The following is a 21,682-nucleotide window of genomic DNA, read 5'->3' on the forward strand; positions in this document are numbered from 1 at the left end:
GGACGGTGCGGCGCCGCACTCGTCGAGGACGCCGGTCAGCGCAACGCGAACCAGGTGGTCTTCACGGCGGTGTACTGGTCAAAGGCCTCCAGACCCTTGTCGTAGCCACCGAAGCCGGACATCTTGTAGCCGCCGAACGGGGTGGTGATGTCGCCCTCGCTGTAGCAGTTGACGGAGACCGTGCCTGCCCGCAGTGCACGCGCGACGCGATGCGCGGCGTTGAGGTCGTCGGTGAACACCGACGCCGCAAGACCGTAGGGCGAGTCGTTGGCGATGCGGATCGCCTCCTCCTCGGTGTCGAAGGCGATCACCGACAACACCGGGCCGAAGATCTCCTCGCGTGCGATCGACATCTCGGGCGTGACGTCGGTGAAGATCGTGGGTTCCACGAACCAGCCGCCGGACTCCTGCCGGACCTGGTTCCCGCCTGCCGCGACGCTGGCTCCCTCCGACACCCCCGCGTCGATGTAGCCCAGCACCTTGCGCAGGTGGGCTTCCTCGATCAGCGCACCGACCTTGGTGTCCGGGTGCTGCGGGTCTCCGACGGGCCACGACGGCAACTGGGCGACCAGTCCGGCCACCAGGTCGTCCCGCAGGCTGCGGTGGACGAGGATGCGCGAGCCGCAGGTGCAGTTCTCGCCCATGTTCCAGAACGCGGCGTCGGCCAGTTCCTCGGCGATCGCGCCGATCCGGTCCCGCTGGTCGGCGAGCACCAGTTGCGGGCTCTTGCCGCCGCACTCCAGCACGACCTTCTTGAGGTTGCTGTCGGCCGAGTACCGCAGGAAGTGCCTGCCCACCTCCGTCGACCCGGTGAAGGTCACGACGTCGACGTCCGGATGCAGACCGAGCGCCTTGCCCGTGACGTGTCCCAGACCCGGCACGACGTTGAGGACACCGGCGGGCAGCCCTGCCTCCACCGCGAGCTCCGCGGTGCGCAGCGTGGAGAACGGCGACAGTTCGGCGGGCTTGATGACCACGGAGTTGCCCGCCGCCAGCGCGGGGCCGATCTTCCACGACAGCGTGGCCATCGGGAAGTTCCACGGCAGCACCCCGGCGACCACGCCGACGGGTTCGCGGGTGATCAGCCCCAGGTTGCCCGGCCCGGTGGGCGAGACGCTGCCGAACACCTTGTCGATGCTCTCGGCGTACCACCGGATGGTGCCGATCGCGTCCGGGACATCGAGGGTCCGGCAGTCGGTGATCGGTTTTCCGGCGTCGATCGAGTCCAGCTCGGCCAGCTCGTCGATGTGCTCGTCGAGCAGGTCGGCGAACCGCAGCAGAACGGCCTTGCGCTCGGCCGGATCGGCGCGGCTCCAGACTCCGCGGTCGAAGGCGGCGCGGGCGGACGCGACGGCGAAGTCCACATCGGATTCACCGCAGGCCGCGACCGCGGCGATGACCTTGCCGGTGGCCGGGTTGACCGAGTCGAACGTCTCCCCGGCCTGCGCGGGCACCACCTTGCCGTCGACAAAGGGCTGGGTGATGAATTTCGGGTCGGACACAGTGCTCCTGCCTGAATCGTCGGTGCGGTGGGCCGGCATGGCCCTGATGGATCGGTGGGACATCATCAGATGGGTTCGAATCCGTGGGCCAGTACGTCGAGCGGATCGGCGACGAGCCGAGAGAAGCCGGTCACGTGGGCGCTGCCGGTGAGCACCGGGGTTACCGTCGGCCGGGCGCCGGTGTCGTTCACCTCCGCCGCCCTCACCGTGAAGCGGCTGTCGATGATGCTGCGGGTGGCCAGCTCGTCTCCGCCTCCGATCTCACCGCGCGCGAGGCGCAGTGCCAGCAGAGCACTCGAGCCCGTGCCGCACGGCGAACGATCGATCTCGCCGGGAGGAGCGACGACCACCACCCGGCACGACGGTGTCTCCCCGTCGTCGAGGCGCTCGTAGAACATCACCTGGTAGACGTCCATCAGCTCTCCGGTGAGCGGGTCCCGCCGCGGGTGCTCGGTCAGGCTCGCGGCCAGCTCCCGTGCGAGACCGACGATGTCCAGAGCGGACTCGCGTCGCAGCGAGAGTCCGAGCTCGCCGGCGTCCACGGTGGCGTAGTAGTCGCCGCCGTAACTCAGGTCGACCCGGACCCGCTTGCCGCCCAGAACCTGGTTCCAGCTGTGCACGAACCAGGAGGCGACGTTGGTCAGCTCGACGGTGCTGGGCGCGCCGGGAGTGCGGAGGATTCCGGCGCGTACCAGCCCGGCAGGCGTTCTGATCGTGACCTCGCGACGGCCGTCGGCTCCGACGTGTCCCGGCACGAGATCGAACTCGTCGACGACCGCGGCCAGCCCGATCATGCAGTGCCCGCACATGGGCGGGTAGGAACCGGGCTCGAGGATGACCGCGCCGAGGTCGTGATCGGCGGCGGTGCTCGCCAGCGGCACCACCGCGCACGTGAGTCCGCCGCCGCGGGGTTCGTGCACCAGGAGCCGCCGCACCCAGTCCGCCGAGTCCCGCAGCCACCGCCTGGCATCGGGGACCTCGCGGGCGCTCGGCGGCAGCTGGAGTCCCTCGACGACGACGCGCGTGGGGTTTCCGGCGGTATGGGTGTCGACGACGCCGAGTGGCGCGGCCTGTCGGCCCGCCGACCATTCCGCTTCCAGCGCCGGAAGACCGGGACTACGCATCGAACCGCTCCGCGAACGACCGCCTAGCAGAGGTCAGCAGGCACATCGCAGCAGTCCTCCAGAGCTCCAGTAGTGGGTAACACGTAAAATACTACTATCCCAAGCCTGTTCGGGGAAGCCTCCGAACGTGGCTCCGTGGTCAGTCCTCGTAGGTGGGCGGGGTATCGCCGAGCCGATACACCGTCGGGTCGGTGATCATCCCGTAGTCCGTCTTCCACTTGGTGTGGATGGATTCGTAGACACCGTTGTCGATCAGGGCCCGGTACGCGGCCGCGATCGCCTCCGGCAGACCGTCGTTGCCGGACTGCCTGCCCACCGCCGTGGCGGTGGGGCCACCACCCACCTTGCCGACCGTCTTGACCGGAGCACCGTCCTCCTCGAGGGAGACTCCGACTTCCCGGCCGGTGAGCACGGCGTCCACCCGGCCACTGGTCAGCGCCAGCACCGCGTCGTTCATCACCGAGAACGTCCGCACCTCGGGCGCCTCTTTCCCGTTCTCCGCGCACCTGGACACACCGGTCTCCATCGACGGCACACCGGACGATCCCGACAGGATCGCGATCCGGCGGCCGCAGACATCGGCGATGGTCTCCGGCTGATAGTCGCCGGCGGCGTCGACGATGAACGAGTTGTGGTTGCTCCACTCGGTGACGAAATCCGCGGCCTGCAGGCGATCTTCGCGGACGAAGTACTCCCCCATCCCGATGTCGTAGCGCTGGGCTTGCAGACCGGTCAGGATGGACGAAAAATCCACGGCCGTGTTCTCGGCCTCGAGGCCCATCACCTGGGCGACCGCCGTCGCCATCTCCGGAATCATCCCGACGTGCTCGCCGTTCTCGTTGTACGAGTAAGGCTTGTAGTTGTTCATCATCGCCACCCGGAGCACCCCGCGTTCGCGGACGGCTGGCGGTACGAGATTCTCGACCTCGGGGTCGGGCTGCACGTCGGGTTGAGCAGGCCCGGATCCACCGGCGTCGTCACCGCCGCTCGAACAGCCCACGGTGACGGTCAGGACCGAAATGGCGACCACCAGCATGCTCCGCAGCCGGTGTTTGCGTGTCATCACAGGTACTCCTCGATTCATTGCCAGTGCTGGTACTGACCGGAATTGCCGGGCCGCAACATCTCGCGCGCCAGCGCGTCGTTCTGCCGGAAGAAGCCGGCGTTCTGCTGAGGCCGAGGAAAGGCGTGCGCCCAACCAGCGCCGACGACCCACGGTCCGACCGCCCATCGCGCGGGATGCGCCCGGCCGTCGGACCCGATCAGCCGCCCGCTGTCGTCGACGACGATCCGCCCGCTGTTGACCTCGCCGATCCGGTCGCTCACGGCTCCGCGCGCCGCGAGCGAGCGCAGCAGCGGGTCGACCGTTCTGCCGATGTCGGCGGGTGGCAGTCGTGCGTCGATCAGGCACCGCGCGGTGATGTCGCGGTCCGACGCGTCGCTCGACGCCCTGAACAGTCCGGTGTACGGATCGGGCGTGACCCGCAACCCGCTGCCGAGGAACACCACCACGCCGGCGTCGGCCATCGCGACCAGCTGCGCGAGCCGTTCCGGTGGCGGCCCGCTGGTGACATGGCTGAACAGGCCGTGCAGCCAGCCGTCGATGTCGCGCACGATGGATGTCTCCGCCAGCTGACGCGAGCGCACCATACGGCCGAACACGTCGTACACGGAGAAGAAAGCCAGGGCCACGGCGGAATCCACGCTGCACCGAGGATCGTCGATCCGCGCGAGGTGCGCTCGGACGAAGTCGGCGACGAGCCGGTGAACTCCAGCCGCTCCGGTGTCCGCCGCACCGGCGAGTGGCGCGTCGATCGCCGCCAGGTCGAAGCGGTCCCGCTGCGCGGGAATGGCCTCGCGGAGCAACTCGGCCAGGGCGGCACTGCCGTAGTCGAGAACGGTCAGCCTGTCGAGGAAATCGGCCCACTCCATGGTGACCAACTCGGGATGGCCGTGGAAGAGCTCGTGGCAGTGAGCATACAGAATCTCCTTGCACGCCAACGGCCACAGCTCGGTCGCGAAGTCCGCGGCCCGCGGGTCCGGATGCCGTTCGAGCACCGCCGCGACGTCGAAGAAGTGCGGCAGCGGCGGACGCGGGGCGAGCAGCGGATGCGTGATCTTGGGGTGGTACGGAACGCCGCGACGGGAACCCACGTGGACCACGGGCTCCTTGCCCGACGGCAGATACCGCAGTGAACCACCGTCGTCGACGAAGCGGCCGCCGCGGCTCTCACCGAGCAGCACCATCCAGTCGATGAAGGCCAGGCCGAGCCCGCTCACGATCACGTTCTCACCCGCGGGCACCAGATCGGCGTCGCAGTCGGCGGTGTAGGCCGGGGGCACGTAAACGAGATCGTGCTCGGCGGCGAACTCGCGGAGGGCCCTCTCGCGCGACCCGAGCTCGTCGTCGAGATGACCTTGTGCGAGCACCACCCTGTCGGCGATGAGGGTCCGGCCCGCTGCCGTCCGGACGCACTGTGCGACCGTGCCCTCGACGTCGGCGACGTCCACCACGGTGTCCTGGTGGACGACGATCGTGACGCGGTCGGGCGCGGTGCCGACGATGTGCTCGAACGCCCACCTCAGGTACTCACTCTGCAGGCCGCGGGAGACGAACGTGTCGCCCGTGGCCGAGGCCGCCTCCTCGGCGAGATCGGGATCCTCGAGCAGTTCCGCGCGATGCTCGGCGATCCACTCGGCGAGCGTGGGCCCCGTGCGGAGCCGCCCGCCGAGCACGCACGTCTCGTCGGCGAACACCGTCACCCCGGAGGCGGGAACGTTCATCCACAGCAACGAAGGCTGGTCGCGCCGCCACACCCGGCCTCCCCCGACCGGATAGGGATCGAACACGTGCACAGTGATCTGCCGCCGGCCCATCGGGAGCTCGGCGACGTTGGCACACAGACTGTCGAGAACACCGAGACATCGGGGCCCTCCGCCGACAAGGGCGATGACGAGGTCCCCGGTCTCCCGGTGAGCGGAGGAACTGTCGTCTGCGTTCGCTTCCGTCACGCCGTCGGCGCAGCGAAGAGATCGCACCATGGTTCTCCTGACTGGCATGCAATGACCGAGGCCGGGCGTGTGGGTGTTAGTGGCGGTGTGCGTCGGTGGCGTAGCCGACGCCGAAGCCGTGGGGGTAGGGGTCGTGGGGGTCGAGGTGGAAGGTGGTGTGGGCGGTGATGTGGGCTCGGCCTCGGATGGTGGGGATGACGGCGGTGGTGGTGCCGAGTTGGGTGGTGTGGGTGAGGTGGCCGTGGAATTGGGTGCCGATGATGGATTCTTGGATGTAGGTGTCGCCGAGTTGTTGGTGTCCGCGTCCGTAGCGTTGGGCCATGCGTGCGGAGGTGCCGGTCCCGCCCGGTGAACGGTCGATCCCCGACTCCCCGAAAAACACCAGAACCCGGTGCGCCCCCTCGCTACCCGATCGCTCGTCGGTGATCAGCGCGTCGGGAATTCGCTCCGGCTCACCTCGCTCCGGATGGCGCACGGGGATGGCCGCGTCGGCCGCGTCCCGGATGAGACGCCCCGCACGGGCGAGTTCGCCCGCGTGTTCAGGGATCACCGACAGGCCGAGGTCCTCAGCGGAGGCGATGACGTAGAAGTTGCCGCCGTAGGCGATGTCCACACTCAGCGTGCCGAACCCGGGAACGTCGATCAGCTGATCGGTGGCATACAGAAAGGACGGCACGTTCTCGATCGTCACGCCCTGCACCACGCCGTCCGAGACGTCCACCCGCGCCACGACCAACCCGGCCGGGGTGTCGAAGGTGACCGTGGTGACCGGCTCCACCACCGGCACCATCCCGCACTCCACCACCACCGTCGCCGCACCGATCGTGCCCGCACCGCACATGGTCAACCAGCCGCCGGTCTCGATGAACACGATCCCGAAATCCGCCCGGGGGTCGCACGGAGCCAGCAAGATACTGCCGCTCATCTGCGCGTTGCCCCGCGGTTCGTACATCAGCAGCTTGCGCACATCGTCGTGATCACGCATGAGACGGAGCCGCTTCTCCATGATCGTCGTCCCGCCGACCAACGGCGCCCCCGACGTGACCACTCGCGCCGCCGCTCCCGCGCTGTGGCTGTCGACCACGGTGAACATTCGAGCAGATCGCACTGGTAGAAGACCTTCCTCGAGGCTCGTGATCGGTAGAATGTTACACATTACCTAGACCCACGCAAGCCTCCAGAGCCATGCGAACGACCTCGCGTTCGCCCACCGGAGCGCATCGCTACCGGCATGTTTCGGCTCTATGACGCCCTTGACAGCGCCCGAAGGTGGATAGCATCTTAAATTCTACCGATAACAGGCTACCTTGGAAAACTCGTCCGCAGCTCCTCTCATTCGAAGCGAGTACGACGATGAAGTCACTGTTCAGACGCGCACGTACGGTTGCCGCACTCGCCGTCGTGGGTGTCACGGCCACCGCCTGCGCAGGCGCCTCCGAGCCGGAAAGCGTCGCTCCTGTCAACGTCTCAGCCTCGGCCGAGGTCAGCGAACTGGTGCCCGAGCCGATCAAGCAGCGCGGCACCTTGCGCGTCGCCATTCCCGACATCGGCTCCCCACTGGCCTACCGGGAAGGCGACGAGCTGCGCGGGATGGACCCTGCCCTCGGTGAGGCACTGGCACAGGTGATGGGCCTGAAGTACCAACCCGAGATGATTCCGTTCAACGCGACGCTGCCCGGTTTGCAGTCCGGCCGGTACGACGTCTCCTTCGGACAGTTCTACGTCACCGAGGACCGCGTGCAGGTGGTGGACTTCGTAACGGACTGGCGCGACTTCAGCAGTTTCATCGTGCCGGCCGACGCCGAGGTCAAACCCGAGGCGCTCACCGACGTGTGCGGGCTGCCCATCGGGGCGATGGACGGCTCGGTCGAGCTGAAGTTCCTCAACGATGCTCAGGCGGAGTGCTCGGCCCGGGGCAGAAAACCCATCTCCGTCAACGCCTTCCCCTCGATCTCCGCGGGTGTGCTCGCGATGTCGAGCGGCCGGGTCGCGGGTGTACTGGTGGGACGGGGCGCGGGAGAGAGCGCCATCGAGAAGGGCCAGCCGTTCACCCTGGTCGGCGAGATCGGCGGTGGACCGTGCGCCACGGCCGTCGCCCGCACCGAGTATTCCGACGAGATGCTCGCGGCGGTCAAGAAGGCCTACGAGGTGCTGATCGCCGATGGCGCGTACGCACAGATCCTCGACGCCAACAACACGACCTACGGAGCCATCGACAATCCGACCATCTACACACGTGGTTCAGACCATCCCATCTACAAGTGATCACGTCGTCGCGCCGACAGTCTCCCGGCGCGGGCACCGAGTCTGGAGAAACGCAGTATGACGACACCGATACCGACAACCGACCAGCCGAAACCGGACCTGGCCACACTCCAGGTGGCGCCGACCCGGCACTACGGTCGGTGGTTCGGCACCGCGGTGCTGTTGGTGCTGGTCGCGATGCTGGTCCACACACTGTTCACCAACCCGCGATTCCAGTGGACCGTGGTCGCCGAGTACTTCACCACACCGACCATCATCGAGGGCCTGTTCAACACGTTGTGGTTGACGGCCGCGGCGATGGCGATCGGCATCGTGCTGGGGACGGTGCTGGCGATCATGCGGCTGTCGCCGAATCCCGTACTCTCGGGGTCGGCGGCGACGTTCGTGTGGTTCTTCCGCGGAACGCCGCTGCTCGTCCAGCTGATCTTCTGGTTCAACCTCTCAGCGCTCTATCCCAAGCTGTCGCTGGGTATCCCCTTCGGCCCGGAGTTCATCTCGGGCAGCGCGAACGAGTTCATCACCGTGTATGTCGCAGCCCTGCTCGGCCTCGGCCTCAACGAGGGCGCCTACATGGCCGAGATCGTGCGCGCCGGCATCAACTCCGTGCACTCCGGTCAGCGTGAGGCCGCCGAGGCACTGGGCATGAGTTCCCGGCGGATCCTCACCCGCATCATCCTTCCCCAGGCAATGCGCGTGATCATCCCGCCGACCGGGAACCAGTTGATCGGCATGCTCAAGACGACCTCACTGGTGAGCGTGATCGCACTACCGGATCTGCTGTACTCCGCCCAGATGATCTACTCGAGCAATTTCCAGACCATTCCCCTGCTGATCGTCGCGAGCATCTGGTATCTCATCGTCACCACGATCCTCTCCATTGGACAGTATTTCGTGGAACGCAGGTTCAGCAAGAGTGACAACAAACCGGCCTTCACCCTCGCCAGGCTGAAGAAGACTGTGACGAACGGACAACGAGAGGCGACCGCATGAACGCCCCAGCAACCACTGCCGTGGAAAGCGATGTCGCCGTCGAGTGCGTCGCGGTGCAGAAATCGTTCGACGGCACTCCCGTACTGAAGTCGATCGACCTCTCGGTTCCGCACGGCCAGGTGATGTGCGTCATCGGCCCGTCGGGTTCGGGCAAGAGCACTTTTCTCCGGTGCATCAACCACCTGGAGCGCATCGACGGCGGCCTGCTGCGCGTGGCCGGGGAGATGGTCGGCTACCGCGAGCACAAAGGACGGTTGCACGAGCTCCGGCACCACGAGATCGCCCGGCGCAGGGCCGACATCGGAATGGTCTTCCAGAGCTTCAACCTGTTCCCGCACCTGACCGTGCTCGAGAACATCATCGAAGCGCCGATGGCCGTGCGCAAGAACCAACGGGACGATGCCGTCGCGGACGCCCGCAGGCTCCTCGACAAGGTCGGGCTCACCGGACGTGAGGACGCCTATCCCCGGATGTTGTCCGGCGGGCAGCAGCAGCGCGTCGCCATCGCGCGGGCACTGGCGATGCGACCCAAGCTCATGCTGTTCGATGAACCGACGAGCGCGCTGGACCCGGAACTGGTCGGCGAGGTGCTGTCGGTGATGAAGGAATTGGCCGCCGAAGGAATGACCATGATCGTGGTGACCCACGAACTCGGCTTCGCCCGCGAGGTCGCCGACACGGTGGTGTTCATGGACGGCGGATACATCGTCGAGCAGGGCGCTCCGGCCGAGATGTTCGCGAATCCGCAGACCGAACGCTGCCGGGACTTTCTCGGAAAAGTGCTGTGATCGAGAAACGCCCGAGCGGGAGCTGAACTGATCCCGATGCGCGCCGGCCGCGGATAGCCCCTATTCGCGGCCGGCGTCGCATCAGTCCTCTTCTCCGTTCCAGTCGCCCTGGATGTGGTTGAGGTGCTGCAACATGACCGCTTCGGCGCGCTCGGGATCGCCACTGTTGAGAGCGGACAGGAGAGTGTGGTGTTCCCGAGCGGAGTGCTCGAGCCGTCCCTGCTCCGAGAGCGAACGGACTCCGACGAGCCTGGTCCGGTCGCGCAGATCACCGACGATGTCGACCAGCCGGTCGTTGCCCACCAGGGCCAGCAGGCCCAGGTGGAACTGGCGGTCGGCCTCGAGGTAGCGGACCATGTCGCCGTTGACGGCACTCACCACGGTGTCGCTCGCGAGGTCGCTGAACTGCTGGCTGAGGGTCGGCCTGCCCGCGGCAAGCCGGCCCATGGCGGGCACTTCGAGCATCACGCGCAGGTCGTAGATGTCGTGCCGGTCCTTGTCCGAGAGCGGGATCAGCCGGAATCCGCGGTTGCGGACGGCTTCCATCACGCCCTGGTTCACGAGTGTCAGCATCGCCTCGCGCACGGGACTGTTGGAGACGCCCAATTGATTCGCGATCGTGGCCGCGGAATAGATCTCTCCCGGCACGATGTCGCCGGTCACCACCTGTTGACGAATAACGCTCAACGCCTGATCTCTCAGGCTGAACCGGTGCAATGTCGTTCCCGTCGACGAATCCGTCGTCACTGTTGTCTCCCCGGGGTGCAGCAGCGTCTGCGGTCTTTATTACTCAGTGTTCCAGCATGCGGTCGGCAGGCCAAGCCGTCATATGTAGTATGTTATCTGTTACCGGCCACCATGTCGCTGTGACCTCCCCCTTGCCGAGCGCGCGTCGCGCCCGAGACCTGATGCAGCGAGAGAGGACGCCCCGATGACTCAGATCGTCGCGATCGACGTCTACGGATACGAGCTCACCTACGCCCACGGCGAATACGTGATGTCCAGCGGCCGGGCGGCGACCGCCCAGGACTCGACTCTCGTGCGGGTCAGCTGCGAGGACGGCACCTACGGCTGGGGCGAGGTCTGCACACTGGCCGGCACGTACTGGCCGGCGTTCGCCGGAGGCGCCAGGGCCGCTCTCGCCGAGATGGCCCCCGCGCTGCTCGGTGTCGACGGCACGAACCCGGCAGCCGTCCACGCCGCCATGAACAGCAGGCTCATGGGACACGACTACGCCAAGAGCGCCGTCGACCTCGCGTGCTGGGACCTGCTCGGCAAACGGGCCGGACTTCCGGTGGCCGAGCTGCTGGGCGGGCGCGTGCAAACCGACTTTCCGCTGTACGAGGCGGTTCCACTGTCGTCGCCCGAGGCGATGGCCGAGTTCGTGGCCCGGCGATCGGCCGCGGGCATCACCTGTTTCCAGGTGAAGATCGGCAACGAACCCGCCGACGACGACGCCCGGTTGCGCGCGGTCTCGGAGGCTGCGAGCGCCGGTACGACACTCATCGGCGACGCGAACGGCGGTTGGACACTCCAGCAGGCGGTCAGCGCGGTCCGCCTCGTCGACGCGCTGCCGATCTACCTCGAACAGCCGTGCCGGCGCATCGAGGACTGCCGGACCGTTCGGACGCTGACCTCACTGCCGATGGTCATGGACGAGTCCGTGCTCACCCCACTCGACCTGGTCGCCGCCAAGAACGAGGTGGGCGCCGGGTCGGTCAACCTGAAGCTGGGCCGCCTCGGAGGGCTGACCGGCACCCGGATGATGCGTGATCTCGCCGTGTCGCTGGGAATGTCGGTGTCCCTCGAAGACGCGTGGGGTGGCGACGTCACCACCGCTGCCGTCTCGCACCTGGCGGCGTCCACCGCCTGCCACGACATGCTCTCGGTCTCGTTCTTCAACGACTGGACCAACGAGCACGTGGCCGGCCACCGACCGCGATCCGCGGCCGGTCGAGGAAGCGCGCCCACCGAACCTGGCCTGGGAATCGACGTCGACCTCGATCGGCTCGGAGAGCCGCTCTTCACCGTGCGCGCGACCACCGGCTGAGCGCACCGCCCCACACTGCTCATCGACCCAACGACGACAGGGAGTAACACCGTGCGATCCCGAGTTCAGTACTCCGTCATCGACGCACACAGTGCCGGTGCCCCCGCGCGTGTGGTGGTCGCGGGCGCTCCCCACGTGCGGGGCGACACCATCGCCGAGATCAGGGACACCTACGAACGCGACCACGACGATGTGCGCAAGCTGCTGATGTACGAACCGCGAGGCCACTCCGAGATGTGCGGCAGCATCCTGCTCCCGCCGTGCGACCCCCGCGCCGATCTCGGGATCGTGTTCATCGAGACCGGCGGCTGGATGACCATGTGCGGTGCGGGCACGATCGGTGCGGCGACGGTGGTGGTGGAGTGCGGGATGGTCCCGGTGGTGGAGCCGGTCACCACGGTCACCTTCGACACCCCGGCCGGGCTGGTCGTGGCGCGGGTGGACGTCTCGGACGGCGTGGTGCAGGGCGTGACGATCGAGAACGTCCCCTCGTTCCTCTACGCCACCGATCAGCTGATCGACGTTCCCGGGTTCGGCACACTCAGCGTGGACATCGCCTACGGCGGCAACTTCTACGTCATCGCCTCCGCCGAAGACCTCGGCCTGTCGGTCATCCCCGAGCACACGGACCAACTCGCCCACGCGAGCAGGCTCATCCGCGACGCGACCAACAAGGTCGTCACCGTGGAACATCCCGTCAACGGCCCCGCCGGGCCCATTCCCTTGGTCATCCTGGCCGAGAACGAGCCCCGAGCCGACGGCGCGTACCGGAACCTCGTGTTCTTCGGGGAGTCGGGGATCGACCGTTCACCGGGCGGGACCGGCACCTCCGCACGCATGGCCCAACGCTACGGACGCGGACACCAACAACTCGGCGACACCTACATCCAAGAATCCATCATCGGCACCCAATTCCACGGCCACCTCACCCACACCACCCAACTCGGCACCACCACCGCCGTCATCCCCACCATCCGAGGCCGAGCCCACATCACCGCCCACACCACCTTCCACCTCGACCCCCACGACCCCTACCCCCACGGCTTCGGCGTCGGCTACGCCACCGACGCACACCGCCACTAACACCCGTGCCGCGCCGGCCTGGGTGGTCGGCGCGGCACGGGCGGCTCTCCGGGTCAGGACCGGGCGGGCTAGCCGAGCGGAAGCCGCACGACGGCGTCCGGGATATCGCCCGCGTTCGACTCGTAGATGCTGCTGATCTCGGCTCCGCCCGGCTCGACGACACCAGGGCGCCGACCCCGACCCAACAGGCACCAGGAACCCGAGCACACCGAAGACCCACCCGACGCGCCGACACCCGTTGACCGAATCGTGAGCCACGCCCGCCTACGGACGTGACATGATGTTCGCCATGATGCCGACCCCAAGGGGCAATGCCTCGTAGGAGCCCGGGCGCCGTGCGCGCCCACCGACCACGAGACCCCCGCCGATCCACCATCCAGGTCCCGGGTGTCAGCCGGGCCACGCAGGTCGCCATCGCGATCGCGGAAGCTCGCCGCTTGGGCGCGGGCTCCGTCGGCCAGGCGTTCGACCGCTATCGACGGTTCGTGCTGCAACCCGGCCGGTGGCTCTACCTCCCTGTGGCGGACTGCCCGTGCTGCGATGTGACCGACGCCCGCGACGAGCTGGAGACAGCGCTGCGAATGCTGCCACGCGGGCCCCGCGCCGAGCTGTCCCGGGTCATCGCCGCACTCGACGACGAGTTCCGGCGCAGAACCCTCCCCGACCCGCGGACGCGCTCCACCTCCAGGCCTGCGGATGCCTGGTGGCACCACCGACTGCACGATCAGTAGCCGACGGCGTCGGCTTCAGGAGAAGTCCAGCACCAACCGGCCGCGCACCCCGCCCGCTTCCAGCAGGCGGTGCGCCCGGATCGCCTCGTCGGCGGGCAGCACGTCGGCGACGTGCAGCGTCACCGTGCCGTCCTCGGCCTGGCGGCGTAGCGCGTCCAGCCTCGCGGTGTCGGTCATTCCCTCCGTCACCATCACCGGGTGCACCCGGATGCCGCGCCCGGCCGCGCCCTCCCAGCCCCGGAGCTCGGCCAGCGCCCCACCGTCGGCGATCGCGGGCAGGACTTCGGTGGTCTGCATCGAGCCGTCCACGAGCCCGGGAACCCCGTCGGGGGCGAGCTCTCGGATTCGTTGGGCGACCTCGGATCCGCGCTCGACCACGTGATCGGCGCCGAAACCGCGCACCCGGTCGACGTCGTGTGCCGCGGCGTCCGCGATGACGGTCAACCCGTCCGCCTTGGCCAGCTCGACCGCGTACCCGCCAACGGCTCCGGCCGCACCGGTCACGGCGACGGTGCCACCCCGCGGCACGGCCACCGCGTCCAGGGCGAGGCGCGCGGTCAGGGCATTCATCAGCAATGTGGACGCCGCGGGGAAGTCCACGCCCTCCGGCGCAGGCACCACCGAATCCGCGGGCACCACGATCTGCTCGGCATACGCACCGCCGTGCGCCCCGACGAACAGCACCATCGCGACCACCCGCTGCCCCACGGCGAGCCGGTCGCCGGTCCCGGGACCGAGCTGCTCGATCACGCCCGCCGCGTCCATGCCGGGCACGAACGGGGGCTGCCGGTCGGGCATGCGGAACGCGTGGCCTCCCGTCCGCAACAGGACGTCGGTCGGGTTGACGGCGGCGGCGTGTACGCGGATGCGAACCTCACCGGGGCCTGCCTGGGGTTCGGGCAGATCCAGCACTCGCAGGACTTCCGGGCCACCGTAGTTGTGTAATCCAATTGCCTTCACACTCGATGGCAACCTCGAGCGCCGAGACGGTATTCCTGCCCGGCCGCGGCCATCGAACTAAGTGGACTTGGGTCACACAGAGCATCCGCTGGCTGCCCCGTGCTGTCGCGGTGCCACCGTTCCGCCATCACGGCGCCAGTCGGGAGATGACCTCAGCGACGCCGTTCGGGTGTATGGTCAGCCCGTCGTGGCCGCCCGGTAGTTCGAGGAGCGGCTGCCCGATGCGAGCCGCGAGCTCTCGCGCACAACGGTTCTCCCAACGCTCCCGCGGCGTCTGCGCCCCACCCGACGGGACGACGCGCACCCGGTCAGGCAGAGCGGCCACTCGGTCCGCGGTGAGCCCCGATCGCTGCACCGCATGAAGGTCGTGACGAAAGAACCATCGCATGTTGCCCACTGACTCTTCCGTGATCTCAGCAGATTCCTCCCCTGCCTCGTCCTGGTTCCCTTCCCCCGCAAGGGCGGCCAGTTCCGCCAGTGCCGCGCGGATGTCGCGCTGCGCGATTCGCGCGATCCGCTCCATCGCCGCGTCCAGGGCTGGATCCCGCACGACCTCGGACAGCGGCGGCTCATGGGCGATGACCGTACTGACACCGTCCGGATAGGCCTCCGCCACGTGGAGTGCGAGCAGTGCCCCGAAACTCGACCCCAGTACCCGCGCGGGGCGGGGTGCGAGTGCCCTCAGGATCACCGCGGCGTCGTTGGCATGCCGATACATGTCGACCGGTGGAGCATCGAGTGACGCCGGGCTACGGGACAACCCGCGACGGTCGTACGTGATGACGAGGAAACGCTCGGACAACGCGTCCGCGAGTTCCTCCACGGTCGCAGCCGAGGAGACTCCGCCCTGAATCAGGAGAAGCGGTTCTCCGGATCCGCGGGTTTCGCAGTGGAGTTCACAGCCGTCGTCACTCGTGATGCGCCGAACTGTCACGTGGCCGCTACCGGGGTGATTGCGCAACATCTTTCCTCTTCAGTCGACAGCGTGCGGTCCTTCTCAGTGCGCGGAACAGTTACCAGGAAAGACCATGCCCCAACGGCACGGTCAACCCGACGTAATGGACAACACCTCACGTCGTGATCTATTCCCCCCTGAATGCCGGGCGCGGAGCCGTAGCATGGGGTCATCGGCACTCGTCGAACATTCATCCCACTGATCTCAGGGCGGCCGAATCAGGCCCGTGGAAAGGCAGAACGTCATGCGCGCAGTCCGTTATCACGAGTACGGCGGTGTGGAGACCCTTGTGGTCGAACAGGTTCCCGACCCGCATCCCGGGCACGGCGAGATTCGCATCCGCGTCACGGCGGCCAGTGTCAATCCCATCGACTGGAAGGTGCGCTCCGGTGCGGCGCGCGACGTGCTCCCCGTGGACCTGCCCGCGATTCCTGGGCGGGACGCCGTCGGCGTCGTCGACGAGACCGGTGACGGTGTGCAGGGGGTGAACATCGGCGACCGCGTCTTCGGACTGGGCGGCGTCACCGGCGCGACAGCGGAGCTGGCCGTGCTCTCGGCCTGGGCCCCCGCGCCCGCCACGTGGACCGACGAGGAGGCCGCCGGCGCCGGTCTGGCATCCGTGACGGCGATGGGCGGGCTGAAGGCGCTGGGTCCCTTGCAGGGGCGCACTCTTCTCGTCGAGGGCGCCGCCGGAGGTGTGGGCAGTGCCGCGGTCGAGATCGCGGTGGCACAGGGCGCCACCGTGATCGGGACGGCCAGCGAACGCAACCACGAGTTCCTCACCTCGCTCGGAGCCGTACCCACGACCTACGGAACCGGCCTCGCCGAGCGTCTCGCCGCCCTGGCTCCGGACGGTGTCGACATCGCCCTCGACACCGCGGCCTCCGGATCCCTGGCCGATCTCATCGCGATCGTGGGCGACACCGCTCGCGTGTCGACGGTCGCCGACTACGCCAATGCCGAACGGCTGGGCGTACGGATGGCCAACGCGGAGAACGACTCCACGCTCCTCGCCGAAGCGGGCGAACTCGGCAGGCAAGGCCGCTACACACCGCGCATCGAGCGAATCTATCCGCTCGATGCGGTCACCGAAGCGCACGAGTACGCCGAGCGCGGACACACCCGGGGCAAGATCGTGATCGGCATCTGAGCCGGTCTCCCTCTTCGCGGCTTCCCGCGGCTCCGGCCGCGGGAAGCCCGCGGACCTTGGTCGACAAAGCCGCATGTGGACGGACCGGAGGACGTCAGCCGGCAGCACTACCCCGTGTGGCATCGGTGAGATAGGTGTGGACCATCGGGACCGCCGAGGCGCCCTCCCCGGACGCGGAGGTGACCCGCTTCATCGAGCCCGCACGAATGTCGCCGACGGCGAAGACTCCCGGAACGCTCGTCGCGAGATCCGCGGGCGGACGGCCGTCGACCCAGTGCCGCATCGGCAGGTCCCGGCCGGTGAGGACGAAGCCGCGGTCGTCGCGGTCGACGTGGCCGGGAAGCCAGGTGCCATGCGGCTCGGCGCCGAGCAGCAGATAGAGACCCCGTACGTCGCGGCGGGTGATGTCGCCGGTGTCGAGGTGGCGCAGGGACACCCAGGAGAGCGAGCCCTGGTCGCAGGTGCCACCGTCGACGACCTCGGTACGGGTCACGACGGTGATCCGTGGGTGGCCCTCGATCTCGTGCACGAGGTAGTCGGACATCGTGTCGGTCAGACCGTCTCGGCGCACGACCACGGTGACCGAAGCGGCGAAGCGAGCGAGGTGAATGGCCGCCTGGCCCGCGGAGTTGCCGCCACCGACGACGACCGCGTTGTGGTCAGCGGTGTCCCGGGCCGTGCTGATCGCTGCGCCGTACTGCACGCCCCGCCCCACGAGCCGCTCCAGCGACTCCACGCCCAGCGTTCGGTAGGCGACGCCGCACGCGATGATCACGGTGCGGGCACGGACCTCACCGCCGGTGGTGCGCAAGGTGTGCTCACCGTCAGCACCGGGAACGAGTTCCAGAACCTCCCAGCCGACGCGGAACCGTGCACCGAAGCGACCGGCCTGTGTGCGAGCGCGCTGGGCCAGGCGCATGCCGGAAATGCCACGGGGAAATCCGAGGTAGTTGCGGATCATCGAGCTGGTGCCCGCCTGACCGCCGACGGCGTCGGTGTCGAGGACGACCGTCGTGAGACCTTCGCTCGCACCGTAGACGGAGGCCGCCAGCCCTCCGGGGCCCGCACCGACGATCGCCAGATCCACGGTCTCGGTGATGTCGCCGGGGGAACCGTAAAGCAGGGCGGCGACGTCGCCCGGGCGACTCGGTGCGATCGGCGGATGGTCGAACACGACAACGAGGGGGTAGCTGAGGTGTTGTCCGGTCGCGACGTAGGCGTCGCGCACGGCGCGGCCCGCGTCGCTGTCGACCGCGAGCACCTCGGTGGGCATTCCCATGCGCTCGGTGAGCTCGCGGACCGCTGCCGTCAGCGGGTTGTCACCGTCGGAGACGATGCGAATCAGGGCGACTTCCGGATCAGCGGTCGTGGATCCCCAGTCGGAGAGCAGCTCGGCGAGCGCGATGTGGAACTCCTCGTCGCGCGGGCCTCGTGGCATGAGCAGGTAGGCGTCGAACACCCCGGCACCCAGCGCCGCACGCAGGCCTCGTTCACCGGTGCGGAGCTCGGCCATGAACCGGTCGTAGGGCGCCGCGAGGACCCGGCGGGCGGCGGGGACCCGGCCACGCCAGGTGGCGAAGGCGGCCAACGGATCGGCGTCGGGCAACTCGCCGTCCTGCACGATCATGGCTACCTGACCGCCTGCCGCGGTGATCTCCTCGACGATGTCGACGGTGCCGGCCGACGATCCCGCGACCCGAACATCATAGTCGTGTTCGTAGCGGCGCAACTGGGCTCGCAGGGCGTCCGCGTGCTGGGTGGAGGCGATCACGATGGCGGGAACGGGCACGTTGGTCTCCTGGTAGGTGGCGGTCCCGAAAGGACTGAGATCCGTAGCTGTGCTTGGCCGGTTACCGGCGACACACAGCACTCTCTCCGACCAAGGGACGAGAAGGCGCGCTCAGGTACGGATCGTAGCGCGGGACGGCACCGCCTCGTCGCACCTGTGTTAGCGTCGAAACGCGACCGTATTCACCCGGCGCGGTCACCACCACGTCCCGGAACGAGCGCATGGCCCGCGACCTGGCCGGATTCGCCCTTCCCTTCGTCACGCGCGGAACACCGTCGCGACTGGACGGTCGAGGCGCTGCGGCCACCAACGACATGGCCCCATTCCTGAAGGAGCACACCATGCCCCAGACTCCCCCTCTCGCGATCGAGCGCTACATCGCCACGGTCGACCGGGCGATCGCCGACGAGGCCGTACTGGAGGAACTCGTCGACATCTTCGCGCCAAATGCCGTGGTGCAGCTCGACGACACTCCAGTGCGAGGTTCGCGCGCCATCCGGGAGCTTTACCGCGACTTCATCGCGATCCACGTCGAGGCCAAGCACTTCTGGAACGCGACGGTCTTGCCCGACGGGCGACAGCGGGCGGAATGGGCGTGCGCAGCGCGCATGTCCGACGGATCGCTGGTGACCGTGGCCGGCCTGGAACACGCGACGGTCGGGACGGACGACCGCATCGTCGACCTGCGCAACGAGCTCACCCGCCCACCGGCCTGAATCGCTGCGCGGACCGCCTGCGGCAATGCGCCGCTCAACCGCGAACCCGCCCGGCGTCGTCCGCATGTCGACGACGACGCCGGGCCGGGTACCGAGCGGGTGCGAATGCCGTTGTCAGTCCGAGCCGGAGGCCGTCACCACGCCGCCGAGCTCCGTCTGGTCGGTGCTGAGCGCTTCTGCGGCCACCAGGGGGTTCCAGAAGTCGACGTAACGGGTGATCTTGCCGTTCTTCGTCTCCACCACCGAGATGTAGGTCTGGTTGTAGGGACGTCCGGTCGCCAGGGCGACCCCCTGGCTCCGGAACTCCGCGATGACGAGTGACGGCTCGACAGTCTCGTGAAAGCGCAGGTCGATGAAGTCCACGCGGAAGTGCTTGGGGAAGTTGTCCATGTACCCCTCAAGGCCTCCTTACCGGACACCTTCGACGGGTAACCCTCGGGACCGTAGGGAAACTCGAGTACCCCGTCCTCCGTGAACAGATCCACCCATTCCTCGATGCGGCCGGTGGACAGGAATTCGAGATGGTTCTTGAACGCCTGCTGGGCGCCGGCACGAATGTCGTTCACAGCCGACTGGTCGTTCACTGTCTCGGTCATGGTTGAGCCCTTCTCTCGAAAACTTCGGATTTTCCTTGTTGTTCCGTGACAAGCGGAGCAATCCATCCATTGTGGATCGAGCCGGATCCGGTTCTCTGGATTGGCGAAAGCCACAGCCCTCGTCCTCAGCGACGCGGGCTCCGGGTGTCTCTACGTTCCGATGGCGCGAACGAGGGCTTCGGTGAGCTCGTCGAGGTACTCGGCCCCACAGTCGGCCTTGCGCACCGACATACGCCAGTAGACCGCCGCCCCCAACAGGTCCAGCGCGAGTTCCGCGGACACCCCCAGCTCACCGCGGGCCGCCGCACGGTCCAGCACCACCTTCACGGCGTCGCGCCGTGGGGTGCTGACGTTGTCCCGAACAGCCGCGGCGAGGGAAGGTTCACGGACCCCCTCCGCGACCACGTCGGGCAAGATGCGGCTGAACTGCGGGTGAGACAGCCAGGCCACCATGCCCTCGACTATCACCCGGATGTCGCCGCGAAGCGATCCGGTGTCCGGTTGCGGCGCCGCGGGCACGCTCAGCTCCGCGATCGCAGCGGCCGCCATCGCGTCCTTTCCCGGCCAACGGCGGTACAGCGCGCTCTTCCCGACACCGGCCCGGCGGGCCACCGCTTCCATGGACAGCCGTGCGTAGCCGACCTCGGCCAGTTCGGCGAGGACCGCCTCGGTGATCGAGGCCGTTTTCTCCGGACGGAGGACGGCGGCGCCGACGGGATCGCGCACGGAGACCTCCAACCCCAACCGGACGGTACGGTACCGTCCCGACGTGACCCACGTTAGCCCAAGTTGGTCTCGGATCGCCACCCGGTCACGGCCGGCGACCGCGTCGAGCATCCGGGCTCAGCGGCGCGCGGTGACGAAGCGGCACGGCGTCAGCGTTCCGGCGGGTACTTCGCCTGCGGCCCGCGAACGGACGAGCTCACTCTCGCGACAGCGACGCCGGTCCGGTGGTCCGGTTCTTCACGAGCCTGGGTCCCTCACCTCGCCGCCACGCTCAGCACGACCTTCCCCACGGCCGCCTGCTCCACCCTGTCCTGCGCATCGGCCACCCGTTCCAGCGCATAAGGAATCACCGGCAACGCCGAAAGCGCACCGACCGCGAGCGCGTCGGACGTCCACCGGACCGCATCGGCCAACTGGTCCGAGGACACTCCATACAGGAGCACGAACGCGAGCGTGACGTTCGCCGTCATCAGCTTTCCGCTGGGCAGGACGAGATCCCCCTCCGCGGCATAGGTGGCGATCGTGCCGCCGTCGCGGAGAACGGCCAGATCCAGTTCGAGATTCGTCGCCGGCGCGACCTCGACGATGCGGTCGACGTGCTGCACGACGTCGCGGATCTGCCGCGACACGTCCTGGTCCGGGTAGCGGACGACCAGATCCGCGCCCGCGTCCTCGGCCAGAGCGCGCTTCTCGTCCGAGCTCACGGTGGCGACGACCGTCGCGCCGGCGTGCTTGGCGAGCTCGATCGCGTAGTGACCCACCGCCCCCGCTCCCCCCGCCACGAGAACCGTCCGCCCCTGCAACGCCCCCGGGTTCCCGCCCAGACAGTGCGCGGCGGTGAGGGCCGGAACGCCGAGGCAGGCGCCCAGCTCGTCGGAGGCGCCGTCGGGCAGCGGTACCGCCCGGACCGCGGGCACGACCGCGTACTCGGCCGCGGTCCCGTATCGGTTGCCGAAGGCCGCGAGATAGAGCCACACCCGCTGGCCGACCACGAGCCCGTCGACGCCGCTGCCCACGGCATCGACGACTCCCGCGCCGTCGTGGTGCGGGACCTGGAACCCGTCCGGCGTCCGGCCGGTGAGCCCGGCACGCCTCTTCCAGTCGGTCGGGTTGATCCCGGAGGTGACGATCCTGACCCGGACCTCTCCCGGGCCCGGCTCCGGCAGCTCCAGCTCGACGACCTCGAGCACCTCGGCAGCGGGGCCGGTGCTGCGATAGACCGCTGCTCTCATGCCCCCACCGCCC

At 68.2% G+C, this 21,682-nt stretch carries 20 protein-coding genes; 8 read left to right on the forward strand and 12 right to left on the reverse strand.

What is annotated here, in order from left to right:
• Window positions 1-35: 35 nt before the first annotated feature.
• The 5 genes from JHE00_RS26560 to JHE00_RS26580 form a co-directional block, all read right to left on the reverse strand.
• A complete protein-coding gene (locus tag JHE00_RS26560) occupies window positions 36-1,502 on the reverse strand; it encodes an aldehyde dehydrogenase (protein WP_307832122.1) in 1,467 nt (488 codons plus the stop codon).
• Between the two features lie 65 nt (window positions 1,503-1,567).
• Entirely contained in the window at window positions 1,568-2,626 is a 1,059-nt protein-coding gene (locus tag JHE00_RS26565) for a proline racemase family protein (RefSeq protein WP_200323099.1), read from the reverse strand.
• Between the two features lie 139 nt (window positions 2,627-2,765).
• Window positions 2,766-3,689 (reverse strand): transporter substrate-binding domain-containing protein, encoded by a 924-nt coding sequence (locus tag JHE00_RS26570; protein WP_200323101.1) that lies wholly within the window; start codon window positions 3,687-3,689, stop codon window positions 2,766-2,768.
• Window positions 3,690-3,706: 17 nt separating this feature from the next.
• A complete protein-coding gene (locus JHE00_RS26575) occupies window positions 3,707-5,686 on the reverse strand; it encodes an FAD/NAD(P)-binding protein (protein ID WP_307832123.1) in 1,980 nt (659 codons plus the stop codon).
• A gap of 28 nt (window positions 5,687-5,714) precedes the next feature.
• Window positions 5,715-6,746 carry a proline racemase family protein gene (locus JHE00_RS26580; RefSeq protein WP_200323103.1) on the reverse strand — a complete coding sequence of 344 codons (1,032 nt, stop codon included), beginning with the start codon at window positions 6,744-6,746 and terminating at the stop codon, window positions 5,715-5,717.
• A 161-nt stretch (window positions 6,747-6,907) separates the two neighbouring features.
• Between JHE00_RS26580 and JHE00_RS26585 the strand changes: the two genes are divergently transcribed.
• The 3 genes from JHE00_RS26585 to JHE00_RS26595 are packed head-to-tail and all read left to right on the forward strand — an operon-like array spanning window position 6,908 to window position 9,681.
• Window positions 6,908-7,903, forward strand: coding sequence for a transporter substrate-binding domain-containing protein (locus JHE00_RS26585; protein ID WP_200323104.1), 996 nt, complete (start codon window positions 6,908-6,910; stop codon window positions 7,901-7,903).
• A 57-nt stretch (window positions 7,904-7,960) separates the two neighbouring features.
• Window positions 7,961-8,893: an amino acid ABC transporter permease gene (locus JHE00_RS26590; RefSeq protein ID WP_200323105.1), complete on the forward strand. Its 933-nt coding sequence runs from the start codon at window positions 7,961-7,963 to the stop codon at window positions 8,891-8,893.
• Window positions 8,890-9,681, forward strand: a complete 792-nt coding sequence (locus tag JHE00_RS26595; protein WP_200323106.1) for an amino acid ABC transporter ATP-binding protein — start codon at window positions 8,890-8,892, stop codon at window positions 9,679-9,681. Before JHE00_RS26590 ends, JHE00_RS26595 begins: the two co-directional genes overlap by 4 nt.
• Window positions 9,682-9,762: 81 nt before the next feature.
• On the opposite strand, the gene JHE00_RS26600 is transcribed toward JHE00_RS26595, so the two are convergent.
• A complete protein-coding gene (locus JHE00_RS26600; RefSeq protein ID WP_307832124.1) occupies window positions 9,763-10,428 on the reverse strand; it encodes a GntR family transcriptional regulator in 666 nt (221 codons plus the stop codon).
• A 184-nt stretch (window positions 10,429-10,612) separates the two neighbouring features.
• Here JHE00_RS26600 and JHE00_RS26605 point away from each other — a divergent pair, with 184 nt between their 5' ends.
• The 3 genes from JHE00_RS26605 to JHE00_RS26615 all read left to right on the forward strand — a co-directional run bounded on the left by JHE00_RS26605 (window position 10,613) and on the right by JHE00_RS26615 (window position 13,545).
• Window positions 10,613-11,731, forward strand: a complete 1,119-nt coding sequence (locus JHE00_RS26605; protein WP_200323107.1) for a mandelate racemase/muconate lactonizing enzyme family protein — start codon at window positions 10,613-10,615, stop codon at window positions 11,729-11,731.
• 51 nt (window positions 11,732-11,782) lie between these two features.
• Window positions 11,783-12,814: a proline racemase family protein gene (locus tag JHE00_RS26610; protein WP_200323108.1), complete on the forward strand. Its 1,032-nt coding sequence runs from the start codon at window positions 11,783-11,785 to the stop codon at window positions 12,812-12,814.
• 335 nt (window positions 12,815-13,149) lie between these two features.
• The gene (locus JHE00_RS26615) at window positions 13,150-13,545 is read left to right on the forward strand and encodes a hypothetical protein (protein ID WP_200323109.1); all 396 of its coding nucleotides are present in this window, start codon (window positions 13,150-13,152) and stop codon (window positions 13,543-13,545) included.
• Window positions 13,546-13,560: 15 nt separating this feature from the next.
• Here the strand turns inward: JHE00_RS26615 and JHE00_RS26620 are convergent, their stop codons facing one another.
• The gene (locus JHE00_RS26620) at window positions 13,561-14,457 is read right to left on the reverse strand and encodes an NADP-dependent oxidoreductase (protein WP_307832125.1); all 897 of its coding nucleotides are present in this window, start codon (window positions 14,455-14,457) and stop codon (window positions 13,561-13,563) included.
• A 175-nt stretch (window positions 14,458-14,632) separates the two neighbouring features.
• Window positions 14,633-15,469: an alpha/beta fold hydrolase gene (locus JHE00_RS26625; RefSeq protein WP_230425008.1), complete on the reverse strand. Its 837-nt coding sequence runs from the start codon at window positions 15,467-15,469 to the stop codon at window positions 14,633-14,635.
• 235 nt (window positions 15,470-15,704) lie between these two features.
• Here JHE00_RS26625 and JHE00_RS26630 point away from each other — a divergent pair, with 235 nt between their 5' ends.
• On the forward strand, window positions 15,705-16,610 hold the full coding sequence (locus tag JHE00_RS26630; protein ID WP_200323112.1) for an NADP-dependent oxidoreductase: 906 nt from the start codon (window positions 15,705-15,707) through the stop codon (window positions 16,608-16,610).
• Between the two features lie 94 nt (window positions 16,611-16,704).
• Here JHE00_RS26630 and JHE00_RS26635 read toward each other — a convergent pair whose 3' ends face one another.
• A complete protein-coding gene (locus JHE00_RS26635) occupies window positions 16,705-18,399 on the reverse strand; it encodes an NAD(P)/FAD-dependent oxidoreductase (RefSeq protein ID WP_200323114.1) in 1,695 nt (564 codons plus the stop codon).
• Window positions 18,400-18,620: 221 nt separating this feature from the next.
• Between JHE00_RS26635 and JHE00_RS26640 the strand changes: the two genes are divergently transcribed.
• The gene (locus JHE00_RS26640; protein ID WP_200323116.1) at window positions 18,621-19,115 is read left to right on the forward strand and encodes a nuclear transport factor 2 family protein; all 495 of its coding nucleotides are present in this window, start codon (window positions 18,621-18,623) and stop codon (window positions 19,113-19,115) included.
• 114 nt (window positions 19,116-19,229) lie between these two features.
• On the opposite strand, the gene JHE00_RS26645 is transcribed toward JHE00_RS26640, so the two are convergent.
• The 3 genes from JHE00_RS26645 to JHE00_RS26655 all read right to left on the reverse strand — a co-directional run bounded on the left by JHE00_RS26645 (window position 19,230) and on the right by JHE00_RS26655 (window position 21,669).
• Complete coding sequence (locus JHE00_RS26645; RefSeq protein WP_200323118.1) at window positions 19,230-19,505, reverse strand: nuclear transport factor 2 family protein; 276 nt, start codon at window positions 19,503-19,505, stop codon at window positions 19,230-19,232.
• A gap of 356 nt (window positions 19,506-19,861) precedes the next feature.
• Entirely contained in the window at window positions 19,862-20,548 is a 687-nt protein-coding gene (locus JHE00_RS26650) for a TetR/AcrR family transcriptional regulator (RefSeq protein ID WP_200323120.1), read from the reverse strand.
• A gap of 143 nt (window positions 20,549-20,691) precedes the next feature.
• Window positions 20,692-21,669 (reverse strand): NADPH:quinone reductase, encoded by a 978-nt coding sequence (locus tag JHE00_RS26655; RefSeq protein ID WP_200323122.1) that lies wholly within the window; start codon window positions 21,667-21,669, stop codon window positions 20,692-20,694.
• Between the last annotated feature and the right edge of the window lie 13 nt (window positions 21,670-21,682).

The organism is Prauserella cavernicola, from assembly GCF_016595675.1.
GTDB classification, from domain to species: Bacteria; Actinomycetota; Actinomycetes; order Mycobacteriales; family Pseudonocardiaceae; genus Prauserella_A; species Prauserella_A cavernicola.